Source organism: Mucilaginibacter boryungensis, from assembly GCF_015221995.1.
GTDB lineage: Bacteria > Bacteroidota > Bacteroidia > Sphingobacteriales > Sphingobacteriaceae > Mucilaginibacter > Mucilaginibacter boryungensis.
Genome location: NZ_JADFFM010000001.1, coordinates 1,221,605 through 1,240,203, shown reverse-complemented (window position 1 = coordinate 1,240,203; position 18,599 = coordinate 1,221,605). Strand labels below are relative to the sequence as shown.

At 41.2% G+C, this 18,599-nt stretch carries 11 protein-coding genes; all 11 read right to left on the bottom strand.

All coding sequences use genetic code 11. The features are described 5' to 3' along the window. Window positions 1-2: 2 nt before the first annotated feature. Window positions 3-815 (bottom strand): glutamine amidotransferase, encoded by an 813-nt coding sequence (locus tag IRJ18_RS05200; RefSeq protein ID WP_194105138.1) that lies wholly within the window; start codon window positions 813-815, stop codon window positions 3-5. Window positions 816-853: 38 nt separating this feature from the next. After that, entirely contained in the window at window positions 854-2,701 is a 1,848-nt protein-coding gene (locus tag IRJ18_RS05195; RefSeq protein ID WP_194105137.1) for a sodium:solute symporter family transporter, read from the bottom strand. 278 nt (window positions 2,702-2,979) lie between these two features. Then, window positions 2,980-4,308 (bottom strand): L-fucose:H+ symporter permease, encoded by a 1,329-nt coding sequence (fucP, locus tag IRJ18_RS05190; protein WP_194105136.1) that lies wholly within the window; start codon window positions 4,306-4,308, stop codon window positions 2,980-2,982. Window positions 4,309-4,314: 6 nt separating this feature from the next. Beyond that, window positions 4,315-6,090, bottom strand: coding sequence for an L-fucose isomerase (locus IRJ18_RS05185; RefSeq protein WP_194105135.1), 1,776 nt, complete (start codon window positions 6,088-6,090; stop codon window positions 4,315-4,317). Window positions 6,091-6,096: 6 nt separating this feature from the next. Continuing rightward, complete coding sequence (locus IRJ18_RS05180) at window positions 6,097-7,320, bottom strand: DUF6786 family protein (protein WP_194105134.1); 1,224 nt, start codon at window positions 7,318-7,320, stop codon at window positions 6,097-6,099. A 28-nt stretch (window positions 7,321-7,348) separates the two neighbouring features. Next, a complete protein-coding gene (locus tag IRJ18_RS05175) occupies window positions 7,349-8,557 on the bottom strand; it encodes a glycoside hydrolase family 172 protein (RefSeq protein ID WP_228072566.1) in 1,209 nt (402 codons plus the stop codon). A 60-nt stretch (window positions 8,558-8,617) separates the two neighbouring features. Then, window positions 8,618-10,447: a RagB/SusD family nutrient uptake outer membrane protein gene (locus IRJ18_RS05170; protein WP_194105132.1), complete on the bottom strand. Its 1,830-nt coding sequence runs from the start codon at window positions 10,445-10,447 to the stop codon at window positions 8,618-8,620. A gap of 20 nt (window positions 10,448-10,467) precedes the next feature. Beyond that, complete coding sequence (locus IRJ18_RS05165) at window positions 10,468-13,758, bottom strand: SusC/RagA family TonB-linked outer membrane protein (RefSeq protein WP_194105131.1); 3,291 nt, start codon at window positions 13,756-13,758, stop codon at window positions 10,468-10,470. A gap of 584 nt (window positions 13,759-14,342) precedes the next feature. Then, window positions 14,343-15,344 carry a LacI family DNA-binding transcriptional regulator gene (locus IRJ18_RS05160; RefSeq protein ID WP_194105130.1) on the bottom strand — a complete coding sequence of 334 codons (1,002 nt, stop codon included), beginning with the start codon at window positions 15,342-15,344 and terminating at the stop codon, window positions 14,343-14,345. A gap of 201 nt (window positions 15,345-15,545) precedes the next feature. After that, window positions 15,546-17,132: a beta-N-acetylhexosaminidase gene (locus IRJ18_RS05155; RefSeq protein WP_194105129.1), complete on the bottom strand. Its 1,587-nt coding sequence runs from the start codon at window positions 17,130-17,132 to the stop codon at window positions 15,546-15,548. After that, window positions 17,129-18,583, bottom strand: a complete 1,455-nt coding sequence (locus IRJ18_RS05150) for a sulfatase family protein (protein ID WP_194105128.1) — start codon at window positions 18,581-18,583, stop codon at window positions 17,129-17,131. Before IRJ18_RS05150 ends, IRJ18_RS05155 begins: the two co-directional genes overlap by 4 nt. Between the last annotated feature and the right edge of the window lie 16 nt (window positions 18,584-18,599).

Sequence of the window (18,599 nt, the reverse complement as noted above, 5' to 3'; positions counted from 1 at the left end):
TGTTATTTCCTCTTTTTAACCCAGTTTAATGCTTGCAACCAAAAAGCATCATAACCTTCCCACAATTCAAAATTTATCCCCCAATGCGGAGCCGGATCAGACATATATGTAAATACCCGGCCTTTGCCATATTCGCCTGCCACAACCAGCGGATGGCCGGTTTCTTTAACACGTACCAGCACATCGCCGTTAACTTTTTCGGTGGTTTCGTTATACCCAAATATGGGTGGAAACTTATCCCATGGCAAACCTTTTACAACAGGATGATCGGGCATTACAACCTCGGCAGTAAAACCCGCAGATGATTCTACCAGATCTTCAACCAGCAAACATTCTACCGGCAAAACTTCCTGTAGTGTGCTGCGACCCCAGCCCGATTTTGCCTGAACACCGCTGAAAGACAGCCAGCCGCCCAACATCATCATACCGCCGCCATCATTAATCCATTGCTTAATAGCAGTTAGCCTGTCGGGAAAGGTTACAACTTTATTTTCGCGTCGGGCGCGGTCAAAAAAGCTTGGATATAAGTGAAAACATTTAGCTTCAACATCACTAATAATAAGGCAATTCGATTCCGCCAGATAGTTTTCCAATTTTCCCGGCTCCAATCTGTATAATTCCCAGTTAGATAATGGCGTAACATCCACCTCATGCTCTAATGCTTCGGTAAGCCGCTCGCCATAAAAATGCAGGTCTGCATCTTTTGTTTCTGTTCCAAAAGGTGTCTCTATAAACGTTGGCCCAACATGGAATACCCAGTCGCCCAGATAAAGTACATGCTCCTCTTTTGTTCTGAACAGTTGTTTTGCTCTCATAAATTGTTGTGTTGAATGATGATTTATTCTTTTAATTATTATTTATCAGGTGCCGGTAACCCCTGTTGGGTATCGCCGGGTATTATTACATTTTCTGTACGTGATGTGAGATAAAGCAGGTAAGAATTGGCCAGTTTTTTAAATACAATAAATAAGATTACCGAACCTGTTAACTCGGCAACGCCTATTAAATATTTCCCAAACCACATTTGTGTAAGGCCTTGAATAAGTAGTGATACGGCAATAAAGCCTTCAATAGCAATACCCACCCCCCTGATGATAGGTTTAACAGGTGTTTTAGGCAGGGGCGCATACCTGGTGCGGTAAGGTTTCCAAAAACCTAAAGGGCGCACACGCTGGTAAAAACCATTAAGTAATTGATCCGGATCAGGTTTGGTTACCAGGGCAACAGTTACCCAAAGTACAGTTGTTAAACCCATAACCAGCAGGGTTTGCCACCACCAGGGCAAAATCAGGTCCTGCGCCCACGGTATATTTAAAAACATCAGCAGCTTAGGCCCTAAAACCACTATGCAAAAGAGAACAGCGCCTCCAAACGAAGCGGCGATACGGGCAGCACCATTAAAACGCCACCACCACCATTGCGCCCAATTTGCAGGTAGTTCGGCTGCGCTAAGCTGTAGCATAAATATGGCTACATTGGTAATAATACTTACATTATATACTACGGCTATGGCCAGGCAAACAATAATACCCATAGCTATTTTACCTATGATCATGTAATGTCTTTCGCTGGCCGATTTTACAAACCACCGGCGGTAGATATCACTCACCATTACCTGACTTCCAAAGTTTAAATTATCGCCTACTACAGACATTGTAGCAGCCATCATAGCGGCAACAAGCAGTCCCATAGCGCCATGCGGCAGCAATTCTTTCATTAACCGGCCATATACTAATTCACGGTCGGCACCTGCAGCACGCAACTCAGGCCACATAACCGTTGCTGATATACTGGGCAGGGTAACTAATAGTAATAATATAAACATACTGACAGCAGTTACCACGTACATAGTCAAGGCTTCGGCTGGGGTACGGGTAGAAAGTATACGCTGACCTTCCATAGCGCCACCCATTGGGGCAGCATCGCCGCCATAACCAATGCTTTGACCAAATAACCAGGCCATAGCAGCCATCAGCGGAAATACATCGTGATTGGCCGGTGGCATCATGTGTAATATTTCGGGATGCGTTGAATTAAACACATGGCCTATAGTCGCCGTCATAGCTACCGGGCCACCAAAATGTGCCAGGGTAAGCCCGGCAAGTGTAATGGTACCTACAAAAAAGATACTCATTTGTATCAGGTTGGATATTACCACACCTTTATAGCCTGAGAAAAAGACGAATAAGAACGAAACAGGCACAACCAGGTAAAGCGTTTCTGTTTTAGTTAATCCGAATGCCGGCCCCATTATTTTGTAAGCGGCAAGCAGGGTTATTCCAGTCCACGCAGGCATTGCAATAAGCGAGGTACGTACTGCTATCCATATCCGCATGGCCGATGCGGCACGCGACTGAAAACGCAGATCATAAAATTCAAGCGATGTGAATAAGTTTAATCGTCGCCAGAATACAGCGAAAAGCACACCGCCAATAAATAAAGCCAATCCAAACCTGCTTAAATACCACCAGGAAATAAATGCACCTGTTACTACCGCCAAGCCGCCGTAGCCTGTAGCTGCATCCGGACTTACCAAGGCTGCTGTGTAGGAGATACCATTTAACCATCCGGGAATTTTTCGCCCGCCCAAAAAAAAGTTTTCCAAATTAGCTGATGCAAAACGCTTATGCCACAAGGACATGCCTAACATTAACAGCAGGTAGATTGCAACGATCCAAATGTCTAATTGATTCCAGTTCATGTATAAGTTTTTATGTACGCTTAATTTAATAATTATGAAATTAAGTATACTAATCGCCTGCTATCTACATTATTCTTACCGATAAATATTTTTTTTATTCATATGAATACGTATTCATTTTATTACAAATAAAATATGTTCACACTGCTAAAAAGTCTCTTTTGATTTATTTAATGCCTGTTCATAGAATTTCATGTCAAAATGAATTCGTATTCAAATTTATTTATATTAAATTAATATCCAAATAAATCTGATAGATTTATTTGGATATATTGCTGTTAATGTACAACACTAAATTTAGGATGATCTGATGCATTGTGCTGGTAACGGACTGTAATACCATAATATGCAATAAAAGCGAAACACCCTAAGGGAATAAGGAACGCAATGGACATACCAAAATTATCCGCTATCAGCCCCATAAGCGGCGGGCAAAAAGCACCACCGGCAACGGCCATTACCAAAAAAGACGCCGCCCTTTTTGTTAGCGGACCAAGCCCCTTTAAACCCAGTGCAAAAATGGTAGGGAACATTACCGACATAAAAAAATAGCTGGAAAACAGGGCAATAACACTAAACCATCCAAGCCGGGACACCACAACGCCCATTAACACGGTATTTACAATGGCATAAATAGCAAGCATGCGCTTAGGTGAAATATACTTCATTAGGGTTGCCCCCACCAACCTGCCGATCCAAAAAGCGCCCATTCCGCCCAAAGCCAGGATCAATGAAGCAGCCTGTTCGGGATTTTGTGGCATAAAAACATGTCCAAACGTCCCTAAATGCGACATCATACCACCAATGGTTTCTTTTAAGCCAGTTAAGGTTTCGGTGACATAGTTAATAAAGAAAGAGTTAACTCCGGTTTGCGCGGCCACATATAAAAATTGTGCAATAACAGCCAATACAAAACCGCGATGTTTCAGTAATTCGCTTAACGGCGCCCTGGCGTCAATATGTTCGCTATTCTCTTCTTTAACTTCGGGTAGTTTAGTTAAGGCAAATACAATAGCTACACCAACTACTATACAGCCTATCCAAAGGTATGGCCGCGTAAGTGAATCAAACTGCTCGGGGCCTGCTACTTTGGTAGCTCCAAAGATACAAAGCCCTCCAATAAGCGGCCCCAATATCCAGCCTAACCCGTTAAATGATTGTGCAAAATTTATACGCCTTGCTGCCCCGTCCGGCGGACCTAATATGGTTGTATATGGGTTAGCTGCCGTTTCAAGGCATGCTAAGCCGCAGGCAATAATAAATAATGCCAATAAGAATGGAATAAACGCGCCCATATGCGCCGCCGGATAAAATAAAAATGCACCCGCTGCAAATAGCGTCAGTCCTAAAATAATTCCATTTTTATAACCGTATCGTTTCATGAACAAGCCTGCAGGCCCGGCCATAATCAAGTAGCCGATATATAAGGAAAACTGCACAAAACCCGATTGAGCTTTGGAAATATGCAGCGTGGTTTGAAAATGTTTGTCAAGCACATCAAGCAAGCCATGCGCAAAACCCCACAATAGAAATAAACTGGTGACTAAAGCGAATGGTCCTAAGTAAGATTTACCATCCGGGCCCTGTAGCAATAAGATTTTTTTCATAATTGTTTATTTATATAAAGGCCCATAAGTAGCGCATGCCCTGTAATCAGCCCCTTCATTATCCGAACCAAAAGCCTTCCATGCCGCTGGCCTGAATAATTTTTCGCCAGGTACATTGTGCATACTTACAGGTATACGCAACATAGCAGCCAGCGTTATTAATTCATGGCCGTAGTGTCCATAACTAAAAGATCCGTGGTTTGCCCCCCATGCCGCCATTACATTGTATACGTCAGTAAAATTTCCTTCGCCCGTTAGTACAGGCACAAACCAGGTTGTTGGCCATGTTGGGTCTGTGCGGTTATTTAATGTGCTGTGCACATGATCAGGCAAGTCAATAGTATAACCCTCGGCTATTTGCAACACAGGCCCAAGCCCTTTAACCAAGTTTAACCTGCACATAGTTACAGGCATCCCTCCACTGGTAACAAATTGCGATGAATATCCCCCGCCGCGGAAATAACCATTATTTGCAGGATACCATTGTGTGGCCTCCAGGCACAGTCGCGCCTCGGTTTCATTAATTTCCCAAAATGGCTTCATGGCCGGGCCGTTTTCATTTTGTTGCCGCCCTGTGCCATCTAATGCGGCCGAACCTGAATTTATCAAATGAATAAATCCATCCTTGCCCAAACCTTCCGGTTGCCAGCCGGTAACACGTTTAACGGCATCCGGGCTCCAGTAGGTCCGCACATCGGCAAATATCTGTGCTGTATGGCGCAATAAATTACCCAGCAACATACTCATTCCATTTAGCGAATCATTCTCGGTTGCTACCATAAAAGGGGCACGTATTCCATTCCAATCAAAAGAAGAATTTAGCATAGCCTCGGGAAAATCGCCGTTAGGTAAAAAATCCGTCCATTGCCGTTGGCCCTGAAAACCTGAAACAATGGCTTCGTGGCCATTTGCTTCTTCGCCAAAGCCAAGTTCCTTAAGTTTAGAATTACCCTGCATTAAGTCCCGAATTATTTGCGTCATTTTAACTACAAAGGCCCAATGCTCATCTTTTTGCAGGCGACTGAACTGTTTTTCCGTTGGATTTTTATCATCGCCTTCTTTGCAGTTTAGTTTTACCCATGCCATGGCTTTATCAAATTCTGCTACATCGTAAATTCCCTTTTCAATGCGGCGTAATATTTCTGTAGAATCAACATATTCATTGCGCATGCCAAAATATTCACGAAACAAATCGGGCATGACGATAGATCCGGCAATTCCCATAGAAACAGAGCCGATAGCCAGGTATGATTTACCACGCATTATAGCAACGGCTAAGCCTGCGCGGGCAAAGCCCAGTAATCTATCTTTCACATCGGCAGGTATGTTCTCATCACCCATATCCTGCACATCATGTCCATAAATACCAAAAGCAGGCAACCCAAACTGGTTATGTGCAGCCAGTGTAGCTGCCAGGTAAACCGCTCCGGGCCTCTCAGTCCCATTAAAGCCCCATATAGCTTTGGGCCACGTAGGGTGCATGTCCATAGTTTCGCTGCCATAACACCAGCAGGGCGTTACAGATAGGGATACGCCCACATTATTTTGCTCAAACTTGTGCGCACAAGCTGCGGCCTCGCTTACGCCACCAATACAAGTATCGGCTATGATACATTGTACCGGGCTACCATCAGGGTAAAACAGTGTTTGCTCATATAGTTTTTTTACGTTTTTGGCCATTTGCATGGTAGTCATTTCCAATGATTCGCGCACGCCGCCAAGCCGGCCATCAATAATTGGCCTGATGCCAATTTTAGGATAAGTATTAGTTATAGTTGCCATTATAATTCAGAAAGCTTTTTTAATATCTTGTAGCGATATGCCCAGTGTTTTTGTGCTGATATTACTTAAAGCGGCTTCAGTACCAGTAAAGTGGAATACGGCATGCTGATGTACCTGTTTTTTTCCCGGCTGAAGAAATGCGGCTGGTGATACACTCTCCAGTTCATAAAATGGCCCCATTTGACTACCATCGGCAAGCGGACCGTCGTTATAAGCATTTACAGCATCTCCGCTAAAAGGCGGCTTAGTGGTATTCCATTCTTGGTTTAAATATTGCGCATTATTGTCTATACTAAATTTAATAATAGTGAGTATTTTATTTTGGGCATCATAGCTGCCAGCTATGTTTACCGCTCTTTTTGGATGGATGCCCAATTTACCTCGGTTTTTGCCATCAGCTCTAAAGAACAGCGTTTTACCATTCATTTTTACTCGGTCTGGCGGTATTTCACCAAAGTAATTTGTTGTGGCGGGTTTTGTTTCTGGTTTGTCCTGCTTGTAAGGCACCACAATTACTGTTTTATCCGAGGGGGGAAACATATCCAGGAGCCATATACATGGCACACCACTTTTTTCATCCCATGCGTTTGTGCCAGTATTGGTTAATGTATTTTCGGTTTGATACCCTACTGTATTTACCAAAGTATCTGTGGATATACCTAATAAGCTATCTATTTCTTTTCTGCTTAATAATAATATGCTGCGATCTATCCGTAACGAAAGTTGTGTGCCGGCATAATTAATTAACGACATTTGCTTATGTAACCGCACCAGAGTTGTAGTATGCTCGCTCACATCCCAGCTTTCTATATCAAATGCCGCTGGGGTTGTCCAATTGGTAAATTCCATTTTTGCACCCGGTTTAAAAAAAAGTGAAAAACGACCACCTTCGGGACCTAACCACAAACGGTTCTCTCCACCATACGCATTCATATGGGCATCTTTAGGTCCGTCAAAAGCTTTATAGTGAATCCAACCAAAACTTCGGCCAGCATCCCCTGAAGCTGTTGATGTAAAAACTTTGGCCTGGTACTTTGGCGATACAATAATCTTCATATCTCCGCTGGATAGTATGACAGCGCCGATATCATGCTTTGCAATAAACTCACAATCAAAACCAAAGCTACCTTTAGCGTTATTGCCCCCGCTTGCATTGCCTGATGGCGAATTGCATGACATCATACTTACGATAATAAACAGTGATTGAATGGTTAAAAGAATTGCTCTCATATAATTTCAATTGCAATAAGGTTTAAGTTCAAAGTCCCTTTAATCTTTTTTCAAGCGGCGCCAGTGCAGGTAAATTACTTACAGGTTTATCTAAATAGAAATAGGCTGTGGCTGAATAATCATCAATACGGTAGAAATTGACCCATTCATCTGCCGGGAACTTATCGTCAAACAGATCGGGGTAGTCTTTTAATTCCTGTAGTTTGATCAACCCTTTGGCAGTCATCACACTAATTGGTTTGGCCTTACCCCCTGCCTTTATGATCCCCCTGATCAGATCTCGCCCGGCACCGCCCATTTGCTGAATGGTGACACGGCAATCTGTATGAAAATAAATAGGATCGGGAATATGGTACCGATAAAAAGCATATTGCTTTTTTTGTTTATCAACAATAGGAGCCCCTTGATATAGCTGATTAAAAGCCCCTAAATTCCAGGCCGATCCAATATAATCTTCAGTGCCAGACCCTGCCAGTGTAGGATAATTCGTATCTCCATCCAAATATGTTTTTACTTCACCTTCGCCAAACCATGTATCACCATAAACCTTATCGGCTATCACACTTAGGTTTGTACCCAAAAACCGGCCCTTCCCTTTAACCCGGGGTAATATTTCAAAATCTTCGCCTAGCTTTGCGCCATCATTATTACTCCAATAAGCATGAAAATATGCTATATTATTAGTCGGTTTTGCGAGTTTAGAAATATTCACATCATAAAACAACAATTGGTTCTGTTGCGATTCATTTACAAAAACAATTTTAGCATGCTTTCTAAATGGCATTGGAATATAACAATTGAACGATTTCCCTTCCGGATCGGTAAATAAAGCACTTTGGAAAGCAGCCATCCTACCTAAGCCTATACCAAAAAAATCGCCTAAAGGCACAGATACGGCAGGTTTTGTTGAGCCCTCCCAATACATATCCAGATGTATTGCCCTTAGCGCTTTAGGGTTACGATCTATAATGGTCATCCATATACGGTTAATTACACCAGCGCCATTATAATCCATTAACACTTTGGATTCGCCTGCTTTAACCCATTGACTGGCATTGCCCTTAGCTCCTTTATTTTGCATGGCGCCAGCGCCCTTTCCACCCGTTGGGTTTTCAAAACTTATCCAGCGGGTGTTAACATCAGTTGGCAATTCATATAGTGATTGGGCTTTTAAATTGGCATAAAAAAAACATAAAACAATTGCCACTACCCTTATAATCAGACCATTAATTTTCATAAGCATTTTAATATTATAAAACCGAGCCAAAGCCCGGTTTTATAATTAACAGATATTTGTTTACCAACCAAAATTTTGAACCAAGTTGGGATTTTTATCTCTTTCACTTTGCTGAATTGGCCACAAGTAATGTTTCTTTTCAAACACGCGCTTTTCTATTACTGTACGTTTATAGAAATTAGGATCCATACGATTTGCACCAGCCAATATATTTAAACCATAGACATTACTACCTTCTGTTTGTTCAGCAATTTTCCAGCGGTGGGCATCAAAATAACGGAACCCTTCAAAAAATAACTCTATCCGGCGTTCATGCCATATACGCGTGCGCATATCATCTTTTGACAACCCTGCTGGTAAATTAGGCATACCAGATCGCGTCCTGATCAAGTTAACATACTTGTATACATCTGCCACAGGGCCTTGTGCTTCATTTAATGCCTCTGCATAATTTAAATATTGTTCGTCCAATTTAAAAAACGGGAAGGAGTGTACTACAGCCTTACGTGGAGACATAATAAAATCTGGATTCGCTGCCTTCCGTACTAAATACCCTGTTTTGGTATAATTGCCTCCGTTTCGTCCGGCATATCCATCAGGACCCGAAAATGAAAAATCAAGCGCTGTTCCACCAGCGCGCAGCGTTGGTTTCCATATTTCCCCTGAGTAATGAATACTTGCATAAAAACGAGGGTCGCGCCCCACGTACATATTACTGGTGCCAGCGGCGTAATAACCTTTGGGATCAGCTGCTGCTGTAAATCCTGTTTCAGTATAACCAGATGCAGGATTGATAATTGGTATATGCCCCGGTTCTGTATAGCCTAATATGGGTTGGGTGCCGTTTGCCATCTCATAATCATCAACTACATCTTGAGTTGGGCCATTTAAAGTAAAGCCAACACCATTCATCCCACGCGGCTCACTGTATACATCATGGTCGGTATTTACTCCTTCAATGTAAGCAAAAAAGATCTCTTTAGTGTTAGGTAAATAAGAGGCTTCATAGTAATTCTTAATCGGATCATTTGTTGCCGAAGTATATAAGCCGTGACCTACTGATTCAGCCTGATCAATGCAAGCTTTTGCTGCCGTTGCCGCATCTTGCCATCTTGAAGCAACAAAATCGGGGAACAGGCGGGTGCCGTTATCATTTTTTAGATTTGCATAATCCGGGTTACCATTCCAAAGCGGGCTGGCCATATATAATAATACACGGGCTTTTAAGGCTAAACAAACTGATTTAGCCGGACGGCCAAAATCAACACTCGAAGTGATACGGTCAGGTAATAAAGCAGCTGCTTTATCACACTCACTCACGACAAATGCCGCGCATTTATCAATCGGATCACGGCGAATGGACCTAAAGTCAAAATCAAGCGCCACAGAATGATCTTCGATAGGAATAGGTCCATATATCCTCATCAGTAAAAAATGATAAAAAGCACGTAAAAAAATCGCTTCGCCCTTAGCTTTTGTCCTATCCGCTGCCGTGTAAATGTCATCAGTTGGCACTTTATCTGCATTTTCGATATACAAATTTGCTTTACGAATACCGACATATAACAATTCCCAGTATTTCATAACGTTAGTAGTTGGATTCCACGAGCCGTCATTCATAGTATTACTAAATGCAGGCGGATACATTTCTTCCATGTCATCAGAGGCGCCAACAAAAGGGTTCGAGTTGACTACGGGGTCCACCATACGATATTCCTGAGGAAGCGCTGTATAAACGTTATTTAAAAAATTCCGGGCATAATCATGATTAGCGAATACCTGATCCAATGTCAGGTCATCATCCGGGACTTTATTCAAATAATCTTTTTTACATGCTAGCGCACTGCATATCAGCAGTAAAGTAAAAATTGGTTTTATTATTGATTTCATGATATTATAATTTAAATATGTTAAAAGCCTATTAAAGCGCCAAAGTTGATGTTGCGTGTTAACGGATAATTCTCATTGGTGTTATTATCTTCAGGATTAATAATTTTAATATGATCCCAAATAGCCAAATTTTGACCGTTTACAAATAAGCGTAATTTATTTATATGTAATTTCTGAATAATGCTTTTAGGTAATGTATAACCAATTTCCGCAGTTGATAGGCGTAAATAATCGCCATTCCTTAACCATAAAGTGCTGGTAACATAATTATTTGAATGACGTTGGGTACTTGTAACAGCCGGATATTTGGCGTTAGTATTATCAGCGCCAGGCACCCAGTGATTGTCATAATAACCACGTAAAACATTAAATCCCTGATCATAAAATGCCCAGAATGCGCGGCTTTTTGTAGAAGCATCACTAGCGCCCAAATCCATATTGGTATGTGCAGCACCAGTAAACCAGGCACTTAAATCAAATCCTTTATAGGCAAATGAAGGGCCAAAACCAAACATTATTTCTGGAGTCCGGCCGTAACCAATAAAGGTTTGATCATCAGTTGTAATTTTTCCGTCGCCGTTTAAGTCTTGATATTTAACATCCCCGGGTGCGGTATTAGGCTTCAAAGCAGTTTGGGATGGACTATTATTGATCTCATTTTGATTTTGGAATAAGCCCAACGCTATATAACCATAGCTTTCATTCAGGGAATTCCCTCTTGAATTTTGGTATGCGAGTGCTTTATAAGGCTTATCATCCTCTACCCATATATTTCTTGAAAATGTAAACCTACTGCTAAACGCGTAATAAAACCCACTTTTAGTTTGGTTACGAAGATCCAGACTAACCTCAAAGCCTTTATTATCAATTATACCCAAATTTGCGTATGGAATGATAGAACTGGGATAACCTGAAGCAAGAGGAATTTGCTGCCTCTGTAATAAAATGTTAGTGCGGTGTTCTTTAAATAAGTCAATAGTTAAGTCTATTTTTCCATTTAATATACTAATATCTGTACCTATGTCTAACTTTCTGGCAACCTCCCAGGTGATGGCTTCATTTCCGATCCTCGCTTCTGAAAATGCCCCACCTTGTGTCGTTGGACTTTCCCCAAAGCTATAATTGCCTGCGGCTTTGTTGATGGTAGTCTGAAACAGGAATCGATCACCGCCGATTTGATCATTACCCGATAAACCGTACGATCCTCTGATTTTGAAAGAATTTATGATCGCCGGATTCCAAAACTTCTCATTTGATATGAGCCATCCCACAGAACCAGCCGGAAAAAAACCGAATTTTTTTCCGGGGGCAAAGTTTTCAGAACCCGTGTAGCCCAGATTGCCTTCAATCAAATACCTGTTATCATAGCCATAAGTTAAACGTGTAGCATATCCTTCCTGTCTGAAGGGTAAGTTTTGAATGGAAGATCCCGCGGTCATATCCACCCTTTCTATTCTGCGGGCCACAACTAAACCGGTGACGGCATGTTTACCAAACGTACGATTGTAATCCAACGTTAATTCCAATTGGAGGTTACGGTCTGCAATGCTTGAAGGCGCATCATAGCCTAAAGCTGTTTCAGTATTGATTGTTTTGTATTGGTCTACACCATTGGCATCTTTACCTGTATATTGGAAGGTACCAGCAGTTCTACTTCTGGTATTGGTGGTAGACGATCTAAAATCATAAGCAAACAGCCCTCTGGCTGTTAAACCTGGGGTAACTAATTTAGATAAATCCCATTTTGGCTCCAATGATGTTTGAACATTGCTTCTAAATACTCTCTGGTATCCTTTTTGTGTTACTTTAACATATGGGCTTTCATTTAATGTACCCGATATCCCAGGATTGGTGCCGTTTGGATTTTTTAAAGGGAAAGCATTATTAGGTGTAAGATTTAAAAACTCGAAAATAAGGTATTGGTTGCCAGTGAAATTTTGGAAATTACCCAAATTATATCCTGGATAGTTGGCTGTAGCTACATTTCCACCCACATTTAGTGCTACAGAAAAGGTTTTACTTAAACTAACATCAACATTGTTACGAAAATTGTATCTTTTATAACTTGTATTACTTGAATAAGACACATCAGGATCTTCCTTAAAAATACCCTGTTGAACAGTATACCCAACGTTGCTATAATATTTAAATGTTTCATTCCCTCCCCTGATATTCAGGTTATTTACTGACTGCATGGTTGATTTTTTCAACGTAGCGTCCACCCAATCAACATCCGGATGGAGATAGGGGTCTGAATGATCTTGATATTTTTGCAGGTCGGATGCGGTATATTGAGGGGCCAAACCACTATTAAATCTTGCTTCGTTAACTAATGTGGCATATTCAAAAGCATTAATATAGTTCGGTAAGCGCAGCGACTGATCTATAGCCGTTTCTGTTCTTAAAGTCACTTTCGGCGTTCCTGCAACCCCTCTTTTTGTCGTAATCAGAATTACCCCATTCGCCCCCCTGATGCCATAAACAGCTGTAGAAGACGCATCCTTTAATACGGTAAAACTTTCAATTTCTTCCACATTGATGGTGTTGATATCCCGTTCAACCCCATCAATCAAAATAAGCGGGTTAGTAGAAGAAGATGTAGCAACACCGCGGATGTATATGTTTGCACCATCGGCGCCCGGGCTTCCTGATACCTGCCTCGTAATAACACCAGTCACTTTACCCCCAAGTGCATTTGATAATGAGGGAACAGGTGATTTTTGCAGATCACTAACTTTAACCGTAGTTATTGCGGCAGTTAATGATGTTTTTTTCTGTGTACTGCCAAAGGCTGTTACAACCGTTTCATTTAAAGTCCTGCCTTTAATATCCGGATCTAAACTTACTTTAATATTTTTAACATTGCCTATATGTACGGTTTTGGTTTTGAAAGTAACAAACGAAACTACCAATGAGTCATTTTCGCTGGGTACTTCTATTAAGAATTTTCCATAAACATCTGTCACAACACCTTTGGTAGTACCTTTTATCTTTACGGATGCCCCAGGCAATGGTTCATCTTTCTCGTCAACTACTATACCCGATAATACAAATGGGGGTAATTTATTTATTGATGAGGTATTGTCTTTTATTTTAGGCGTGCCAAAGGTTGTTGCATTTGCGGTACGCAATATGCCAACACAACATATTAGCATACACAAAATTCGGATACGGTAGATGGATTGAGTATCCCATTTAAAAAAGTAACGAATATAATTTGTGCTCTTTTGGTTAGTATAAATTTGCATAATCATTGATTGTATAGGTTTAATAATTGATCTTGAAATACAAAATGCGCTGATAGTTAACACTTTTGCGATAACGGTTTCAAGGCGGTTGGGCGCTTGTTTTTTTTCTCATAATTGGTTTATATGATAGTTTATTAATTAGTATTTTTTTAATTTAAATTGACTACGTATTCAAAATACTTTTTTAAAAAAACTTAAAGATATCCTTGTGGAAAAATTTTCCTAAAAAATCGCCCGGTTAGTAATAAACGATATCGCCGAGGTTCCATGGTTTGAAATGAATACGTAATCATATTTCAAATATATATATTAATTGTTAAAAAAAAATTAAAACTGTTAAAAATCAAATATTTACGCTTTTGTTAAGAAATAAATACACACAAAGCGACATTCCTAAAAAAAATGCTATTTTATTGGAATTATTTAATAATAATAATATAAATATTTAAAACAACACCTTGATATAGTTACTATATGCTATAGGGGTATAACTAAAACTAATTCAAAAAACGCCTGACAAAGTCCACTAAATATAGTGGTGTGATTTTAGAGATGAAGATAACCGACTCTCCTACTTATCAGATACTTAACAACAAAGCAGTATTATTTATATTGGTTATGATATATCATAACCACAGACAGGATAGCTATGATTTAGTTTTTACGGTGTTTCTGATAACTAAATGCCCCTTCATAACTATTACTTGTGGTTTAGCGTTTTTATCATTAATTTCTTTTATAAGCAAATCAACTGTACTAGTAACCATATCTTCCAGTGGTTGCTCCCACGTAGTAAGCGGGTAAGGCACCCATCCTAACATCCTGATATTATCAAAACCTACTACAGATATATCTTCCGGTATTTTTAGCCCCACCAGTCTTACAGCATCCATAACACCCAATGCAATAATATCGCTCCCGCAAAAAATGCAATCAATGTTTTTATTGCGCATAACCAGTTCCTGTGCAGCTTTAAATCCACTCTCATAAGTATAAGTACCCGATTCTATAATCAAGTCGGTTATGTTACGCTCATTTAAAACCTCTTTAAATCCCTTCAACCGGTCAATTGTGGTAGACGTGTGTGCCGGACCTGAAATAAAAGCAAACGATTTGTGCCCCTGTTCAACCAAATAAGTAGCAATTTGCTTTGCAGCAAGATAGTTATCACAATAAACTGCGCTACTGTCCAAGTTCTCTGTGTAACGGTTAAATAATATAGAAACAATATCATACCGCTTTAGCTTTTTTGCAGCTGCTGGGGATAACAGCGCATCTGTGACAATTACCCCTTCAACATTATATTCCAATAGCTTAGCTATTTCAGATTCCTGGATCTCTTCATTTTCTGAATTGATAAAAATTAGCTGATAGCCTAATGGTGATAAACGGGTGTGAAATATTTCGAGAACAGCAGAATAAAAAGGGTCGCGCATATTACGCATAATGATTCCCACCATCATGGTTTTCCGCGTAATCAGACTTCTGGCTTGTGCATTAGGTTTGTAGTCCAGTTGCTCTGCCACTTCCAATATCTTTTTGCGTTTTTTATCAGACACATTTGTGTTACCGGCAAAAACCCTGGAAACGGTTGATTGCGAAACACCCGCAACTTCCGCAACATCTTGTGATGTATAATTCTTTTTCAAAACTTCCTGCTTGTTATTTTTTGTTTGACTACGCAATCATCGTCAAATATAAATAAAAAGTAAACAACAGCTTTTTTATAATTCCATAATTAGGCCGATTGGTTTTTTCACACTCAATTACAACCATAGCTAAGGACAAGTGGATTAGAATGATTAAACAAAATTAGCGACCAACGAATGAATATTGGTAGATAAACTTAGTTACCTGCCTCCCGCTTGTTTGATGGGCTCGGGGTGTGCCACAGGTATAAAAGGATCATAGTAATACAAACCCGCCTTATCATATAACCCTAAATTAAATTTAAGACGGCTCATAAAATCAGGCCAAGCTTTGTTGGCTGGGGCAGTCCAAGCGGCCTCGGCCAATGCGGTAATGCGGGGAAATAATAAATAATCCATGCGTTTTGCGGTAGCTACTGTTTCTGTCCACAGGTTGGCCTGGATACCTAAAACGTTATTAAGCTCCGACTGTGTTAAATTCATTTCAGTTAAACTGAAACTATATACATCCTGCAGACTGTTGTATAATTTGTTATTCCATTTACGGCCATTTTTATGGGTGCTGTCCTGTACAAAATCATAATAAAAAGGCAAACGCGGGCAAACTACTGTTGGGTACCCTTTGCTTAAGGCCAGTCTTAACTGTCCGGGCTTATCATGACGCCACCAAAATATAATAGTACTATCTACGGGTAAACCTGCGTTGGCCATTTCGTCCCAAACTAATAGTTTGGCGTGCGCCCGATAAACAGAATCTGCCATCCGTTTCATAAAATAATGTTCCACCTCTGACAGTGTACTCAGTTTCTGCTGTTGCATTAAAGAAGCAATCCCTGCATCGGTTTTCCATTTTTCATTACCAATACTCACCTCGTCGCCACCCATATGGATCATTCCTGAAGGGAAAAGTGCGATAGTTTCTTTTAAGATATTTGCCAGGTAGGTATAAGTTGCCATGTTGCCCGGATTAAAGGTAAAATCAGGATGTCCCGGCGAACCGCCGCCGCTATATTCAGGGTAGGCCCTATTAGCCGCTGTGGCATGGCCTGGCATATCAATTTCAGGGATTACGACAATGTGCCTTTCCGCCGCATAATTGATTATTTCGGAAACTTCCTGCTGTGTATAATATTTGGCAGGATCGTTTTTATTTGTAGTGCTGCCCATTCCGCCAATCAAAGCTAATTTGGGGTAACGCTTAATTTCCAACCGCCAGGCCGGCTCATCGGTAAGATGCCAGTGAAAATGGTTCAACTTATAAAAGGCCATCCAATCCAGCAGTTGTTTAACCTTTTCTTTACCCATAAAATGCCGCGATTCATCGAGCATTACTCCCCGCCATGCATAATTAGGCGCATCGGTAATATCCCAGCAGTCTACGGCCAGGGCTGATTTGCTAAGGGTTACCAATTGTAAAAAAGAGATTACACCATTAAATACACCATGTGTAGTACTACCGCTGATCATTACGCTTGTAGTAGTCATTTTTAAGCGATAGCCCTCACTTCCCCTGATGGTATTATCTAACATTAACTTTATACCTGAGGTGGCAGCCTTTCTGCTTATTGCTAAATTTAACTTGTTCAAGTGCTGTAGTTCCTTTTGCAGATACGTTGCTGCCGTATCTAAAACTTTGGCGGATATTAATATACCCATGTTACGCTTAATTACAAATTCACCGGTTTGCTTTATGGCTGTAACAGGTTTAGGGATAATGGGGCAATTTTGCTGAGCCTTGCCTAATAATGCGCCCAGCAATAAAGTGAGACAGATAGTTATTTTTTTCATTTATCGGATATTGGTTTGCCGGGTTGCCGCCGGTTTTTGCCTTCGTTGTGCGTTAAATCATCGCCTAAATCGGTCCGGGCCTCCTGCACAAAGGACATTATCTTTTGAACTATATCTGGGTGCAGAATTTGCACATCGTAGGTTTCGCCCGGATCGTGTGCCAGATCATAAAGCGCGGTTTTTACATTCACGCTTGGCGCGGGGCCCGGCGCACCGTCTTTACCATGGAGGGCCGCATAAGTTTGTGAAGTGTGCGGCAATACTAGCTTCCAGTTTTTGTACCTCACAGCTTTTAAGCTGTTTACATCATAATAATAATAAAATACCTTTCGTACGTCTATGTCTGATTTGCCCAATAACATATCGGCAAAGTCTAATCCATCAATCTTGTTTTTGGGCATCGGGCTTTTAGTAATGTGCATAATAGTTGGTAGCAGGTCCATATTAGTAAGCAGGTGGCTATTAACACCTCCAGCTTCTACCCTGCCTGGCCAGCGGATAATACAAGGTACGCGCGTGCCACCGTCCCAGGCGGTACCTTTACCCTCACGTAAACCACCCGATGAACCTGCATTATCACCAAAACGCAGCCAGGGGCCATTATCACTGGTAATAATTAGCAGCGTGTTGTTTGTAAGGCGATACTTCTCCAATGTGCGCATAATTTCACCTAACGACCAATCCAGCTCCATAATTACATCACCAAACAGGCCCACTTCGCTTTTACCTTTAAAACGGGCCGAGGTGGCCAGGGGTACGTGCGGCATGGGCTGAGCTAGGTATAAAAAGAATGGCTTAGCCTGGTTGGCTTTTATAAACTCAACTGCTTTGGAAGTAAAAGTGCCTGTTAGTTTGGCCTGGTCATCAAGCGTAAGGTTATAACCCACTATTTTATCGCCATCATAAATAGGCAGTGGGGGGTATTTACTTTGCGGACTGCCAGGCTTAGCTGGCGAACCATCATAATCCACCGGCCAAATATCATGCGAGTATGGGATACCGTAAAAACTATCAAACCCAAAATGAACAGGCAGAAAAGGCGGCCTGGAACCTAAGTGCCATTTACCCAACATGCCGGTTACATAACCCGATTGCTTCAATAAGGACGGAATAGTTTCTTCGGCCGGATTTAAGGCAATTTCAGACCATGGCATCAATGCGTTATGCAAGCCCAAACGATTGGGGTAACAACCTGTTAACAGTGCCGCCCTCGATGGGCTGCATACAGCCTGGGCAACATTAAAGTGGGTAAAGCGCATCCCCTCTTTGGCCGCCTTGTTAAAGTTAGGCGTTGGAATACCCGTCATGCCGTAAGGTTCTGTATCGCCATAACCCATATCATCCATATTAATAATTATAACATTGGGACGACCTGATATTTTGTTTTGGGCAAAAATGCCGGAGTTTACGGCAAACAAGCACCAAAGGCACCAGGCTATTTTTAGTTTCACAGCGTCGTTTTTTAAT

Excerpts from the sequence above, each read along its gene's own strand:
- fucP (WP_194105136.1), bottom strand. The coding sequence starts at position 4,308 with ATGAAAAAAATCTTATTGCTACAGGGCCCGGATGGTAAATCTTACTTA.
- IRJ18_RS05200 (WP_194105138.1), bottom strand. The coding sequence starts at position 815 with ATGAGAGCAAAACAACTGTTCAGAACAAAAGAGGAGCATGTACTTTAT.
- IRJ18_RS05175 (WP_228072566.1), bottom strand. The coding sequence starts at position 8,557 with ATGAAAATTAATGGTCTGATTATAAGGGTAGTGGCAATTGTTTTATGT.
- IRJ18_RS05185 (WP_194105135.1), bottom strand. The coding sequence starts at position 6,090 with ATGGCAACTATAACTAATACTTATCCTAAAATTGGCATCAGGCCAATT.
- IRJ18_RS05195 (WP_194105137.1), bottom strand. The coding sequence starts at position 2,701 with ATGAACTGGAATCAATTAGACATTTGGATCGTTGCAATCTACCTGCTG.
- IRJ18_RS05170 (WP_194105132.1), bottom strand. The coding sequence starts at position 10,447 with ATGAAATCAATAATAAAACCAATTTTTACTTTACTGCTGATATGCAGT.
- IRJ18_RS05180 (WP_194105134.1), bottom strand. The coding sequence starts at position 7,320 with ATGAGAGCAATTCTTTTAACCATTCAATCACTGTTTATTATCGTAAGT.
- IRJ18_RS05155 (WP_194105129.1), bottom strand. The coding sequence starts at position 17,132 with ATGAAAAAAATAACTATCTGTCTCACTTTATTGCTGGGCGCATTATTA.